The sequence below is a fragment of the Synechococcus sp. R3-13 genome (assembly GCF_047462195.1).
In the GTDB taxonomy this organism is placed as follows: domain Bacteria; phylum Cyanobacteriota; class Cyanobacteriia; order Thermostichales; family Thermostichaceae; genus Thermostichus.
The window spans coordinates 1-3420 of record NZ_JANSIO010000319.1 but is presented as its reverse complement, the minus strand read 5'-3'; the positions used below and the strand labels follow the sequence as shown (position 1 = coordinate 3420).

Sequence of the window (3420 nt, the reverse complement as noted above, 5' to 3'; positions counted from 1 at the left end):
AGCAGCTCTCACCTGCCCCATCAACACCACATCCCACACCGTGGCGGGAAACGACCAGTCGATGGCCGAGCGCTGGGGTACATAGGCCACTTGCTCTCCCCACAGCGCTTGCCCACCGTAGCGCACTTCCCCCCGTTCCAGCGGCACCAACCCCAGCAGCGCTCTGAGAAACGTACTTTTGCCGGCTCCGTTGGGCCCAAGGATGCCCGTGACGCGGCCCGGCGCGATTTCAGCTTGGATCCCTTGCAGCACCTGCAGGCTGCCGTAACGCACCGTCAGATCCCGCACCACCAGGGATCCCCTGGCCGGGCGAAGAGGGAGAGGAGCAGATTGCTTTTTCATTTTGCTTTCATTTTCGAGTAAGTCCAGTGTACCCTAAAGGGGTACCTAAATCATGAAACGATAATGAAAAGTCCTGTCTTCCTTTGGGGGCGGCGCCGTTGGGTAGCGGCCTTCGGCTTGGCGATCAGCAGTTTTCTGGCCCTAGCCGGTTCGGGTTGGGCGCGTCCCCGCGTTGTGGCCACCACCACACTGATCGCCGATTGGGTGGAGCAGGTGGGCCAAGATCGCATCCAGCTCACCAGCCTGCTGCAGCCGGGGATGGATCCCCATGTCTACGAGCCAACGCCGGCGGATGGGGTGGCCCTAGAGCAGGCAGACTTGGTGTTCTGGAATGGCTACAACCTGGAGCCGGGGTTGATGCGTCTCATCGAGGCCACAGCCCAACAGGCGCGGCGGGTTGCCTTGGCCGAGATCCTTGAACCTATTGTTGCCAACGAGGACGGGATCCCCACTCCCGACCCCCATGTGTGGGGCAATGTGGAAAACGTCATCCTCATGGTGGAGCGCATTGCCCAAGAGCTAGCAGAATTGGCCCCTGGCGAGGCGACTTTTTTTCGGGCCAACGCTGCCGCCTATCAAGCGGAGCTGGCAGAACTGCACGCCTGGATTGACCGGCACATTCAAACCATCCCCCCTCCCAACCGGGTTCTGGTGACCACCCACGATGCCTTTGCCTACTACACCCAAGCCTACGGCCTAAAAATGGGGGGATCCCTGCTGGGGATCAGCACCGAAGAACAGCCCAGCGCCCAGACAGTGGCCCGCTTAGTGGAGGAGATCCGCGCTCTGCGGGTGCCGGCTATCTTTGCTGAGACCACCCTCAACCCCGCTCTCCTCCAAACGGTGGCCACCGAAGCCGGGGTCAAGGTAGCCGAACAGAAACTGTACTCGGACTCTTTGGGGGAGCCAGGCAGCGGCGCCGAAACTTACGTTGCCATGATGCGCCACAACACCTGCACGATTGTGGTAGCCCTGGGCGGATCCCCTGAATGCTCTTGAGAAGCTGAGTCGAGGCAGGAGGTCTGAGTTTTGTATGATAGGGGCTCAGACCCTTGTTCTCTCACCTCTTCCATGCCTGCTGTCATCCATCGCCCGGCCCGCACCCTCTACTGTGGCGAAGTCCGCCCGGCCCACATTGGCCAGACCGTCACCCTCTACGGCTGGATCGACCGCCGCCGCGACCACGGGGGGGTGATCTTTCTGGATTTGCGGGATCGCTCTGGCATTGTGCAACTGGTGGCGGATCCGCAGAAAACTCCGCAGTCATATCCACTGGCGGGGGAAGTGCGCAACGAATATGTGGTGCGGGTAACGGGAACTGTCCAGCAACGGCCCCCCGACTCCTTCAACCCTCGCCTGGCCACCGGCGAGGTCGAGATCTACGCCGAACAGTTGGAAGTGCTCAGTCCAGTCGGCAAGCAGCTCCCCTTCAGCGTCTCGGGAGAAGAAGCAGAGGAAGTGCGAGAAGAGATCCGCCTGCGCTATCGCTACCTGGATTTGCGGCGGGAGCGCATGTCCCGTAACCTGCAACTGCGCCACCGGGTCATCCAGGCCATCCGCCGTTTCCTAGAAGACGAGGAGGGCTTTGTCGAGGTGGAGACTCCCATTCTCACCCGCTCCACCCCAGAAGGGGCCAGAGACTACCTGGTGCCCAGCCGCGTCAACCCCGGCGAGTGGTTTGCCCTGCCGCAGTCGCCCCAGCTCTTTAAGCAGCTGCTGATGGTGGCCGGCGTGGATCGCTACTACCAGATCGCCCGCTGCTTTCGGGATGAGGATCTGCGGGCGGATCGGCAGCCGGAGTTCACCCAGTTGGACATGGAGATGAGCTTCATGGATCAAGAAGGGATCCTGGAGCTCAACGAGCGACTGATCTGCCATATCTTCAAAACTGTCAAAGGGATCCACCTGCCCCGTCCCTTCCCGCGCCTGACCTATGCCGAGGCCATGGCCCGCTACGGCTCCGACAAGCCTGACACCCGCTTTGGGATGGAGTTGGTGGATGTTTCGGAGGTGTTTCAGGGATCCCGATTCAAAGTCTTCGCCAAAGTGCTGGCTGAGGGCGGTTTGATCAAAATCCTGCCAGTGCCCGGCGGCGATGAAAAGATCTCCAACACCCGCATCAAACCAGGCGGGGATCTGTTCAAGCTGGTCACCCAGTATGGGGCGGGCGGCTTGGCCTTTATCCGGGTGCGGCCCGACAGCCTCGATACCATCGGCGCCCTGAAAGAGAGCTTGAGCCCCGAGCAGGAGAAGCGGTTGCTGGATCTCACCCAGGCCAAGCCAGGGGATCTGTTGCTGTTTGGGGCAGGGCCGGCGGCAGTGGTGAACGAGTCTTTGGGCCGGCTGCGGCTGCACCTGGGCCAGGAGCTGGGTTTGATCCCAGAGAACGCCTTGAATCTCCTCTGGATCACCGACTTTCCCATGTTTGAGTTCAACGCCGAAGAAAATCGCCTGGAAGCCCTGCACCACCCCTTTACCGCCCCCCACCCCGACGACTTGGCCGACCTGAAAACGGCGCGGGCCCAGGCTTATGACCTGGTGTGGAACGGCGTGGAAGTAGGAGGGGGATCCCTGCGGATTTACCAGCGGGAAATTCAGGAGCAGGTTTTTCAAGCGATTGGCCTCACCCCCGAACAGGCGCGGGACAAGTTTGGCTTTTTGTTGGAAGCCTTTGAGTATGGCACCCCGCCCCACGGCGGCATTGCCTACGGCCTGGATCGGCTGGTGATGTTGCTGGCCGGGGAAGATTCCATCCGGGATGTCATCGCCTTTCCCAAAACCCAGCAGGCGCGATGTTTGCTCACCGGCGCTCCTTCCAGCGTTGAGGCGAAGCAGCTCAAGGAACTGCACGTGGCTTCCACCTATCAGCTCGGTTGAGGGAGGTATCTTCCAACGACCACGGGTGCTCGATGATTTCGGCACGGGTAACAGGGCTGCGGAGATCCAGCAGACAATATTCCTTTTCAACCAAAAGGACTTTCATTGTGGAAGCCGGGCCTTTTTAACGGGAGTTCAGGAGTGCCTGGGATCCCTTCTCCCAGCCCCAGCTCCCACCTGTGGGAGGATAGAAAGGAATAC

General features: G+C 60.8%; 3 protein-coding genes. 2 read left to right on the top strand and 1 reads right to left on the bottom strand.

What is annotated here, in order from left to right:
- On the bottom strand, positions 1-342 hold a 342-nt coding region (locus NW856_RS09950), incomplete at its 3' end, for an ATP-binding cassette domain-containing protein (protein ID WP_414400065.1).
- A gap of 63 nt (positions 343-405) precedes the next feature.
- Between NW856_RS09950 and NW856_RS09945 the strand changes: the two genes are divergently transcribed.
- The gene (locus NW856_RS09945; protein ID WP_414400064.1) at positions 406-1341 is read left to right on the top strand and encodes a metal ABC transporter solute-binding protein, Zn/Mn family; all 936 of its coding nucleotides are present in this window, start codon (positions 406-408) and stop codon (positions 1339-1341) included.
- Positions 1342-1413: 72 nt separating this feature from the next.
- Positions 1414-3219: an aspartate--tRNA ligase gene (gene aspS, locus NW856_RS09940; protein WP_414400062.1), complete on the top strand. Its 1806-nt coding sequence runs from the start codon at positions 1414-1416 to the stop codon at positions 3217-3219.
- The last annotated feature ends 201 nt before the right edge of the window (positions 3220-3420 follow it).